The sequence below is a fragment of the Mesorhizobium sp. M2A.F.Ca.ET.067.02.1.1 genome (genome assembly GCF_004023285.1).
Lineage (GTDB): Bacteria > Pseudomonadota > Alphaproteobacteria > Rhizobiales > Rhizobiaceae > Mesorhizobium.
Window position 1 is genome coordinate 1 of record NZ_RZSB01001333.1, and the last position, 691, is coordinate 691.

A 691-nucleotide genomic window follows, 5' to 3' on the forward strand; every position below is an offset into this window, starting at 1 on the left:
GTGGCGGCATCGAGTTGATCGCCGCGATGCTCGATTCCTGCGATGCGGAAACGCCGCGCGAGGAGTGGCATCGCGTCGGCCTGGATTTCCACATCGAGCTGGCAAGGCTTTCCGGCAACGAGTTCCTGTTGAGGGCGGTGCGCGATGCGATGACGAGGCTGTCGCGAGCGCGCTGGCTGGAAGTGCGAGATGAAAAGGCGCTCGGCCGCGCCTGGGCCGAACACCACGCCATTCTCGCCGCCGTCAGGATAGGCGACGCCGAGCAAGCGGCTCAGCTGCTTTCCGCTCACATCGCCGGCAGCCGCGATCGGCTGGTCACCTCGCTGCATGACGATCGGCGCGGTCTGCGCGCAAGAGGGTTCGCGGTCGTCGCAGCGTAAAGTCTCATGTGGCCATTCGCATTAGCAGGCTTGCAACATGGCCGGGAGAATGCTGTAGGAGACGAGGGGGATGAAGGCTGACTACCATTGACCATCTTGCTGAACTCGCGGACGCATGGCCACACTCGCTCGAACCGCCGCAAAGCTGTTCTACTATGCGCGTAATTTCGCGCGTGACCGCGCACCGCAGTCCCTGTTCCGCGACCGCCTGGCCAGCCGGCTCGATCAGGCCAGGCTTTCAGGCAAGACCGTTCGAGCGCGTCTGAACTATTATAACAAGCTGGAACAGCCGTTCGCGCCCAGTCCAGACG

The 691-nt window shown here is 63.4% G+C and carries 1 protein-coding gene and 1 pseudogene; both read left to right on the forward strand.

All coding sequences use genetic code 11. From position 1 onward, the window contains the following. Nucleotides 1-380, forward strand: a 380-nt coding sequence (locus tag EOA28_RS37655; RefSeq protein WP_148671206.1) for an FCD domain-containing protein, incomplete at its 5' end; no start/stop codon positions are given. Between the two features lie 115 nt (nt 381-495). Further along, nucleotides 496-691: pseudogene (locus EOA28_RS39780) on the forward strand (lipopolysaccharide biosynthesis protein); the annotation flags it as partial.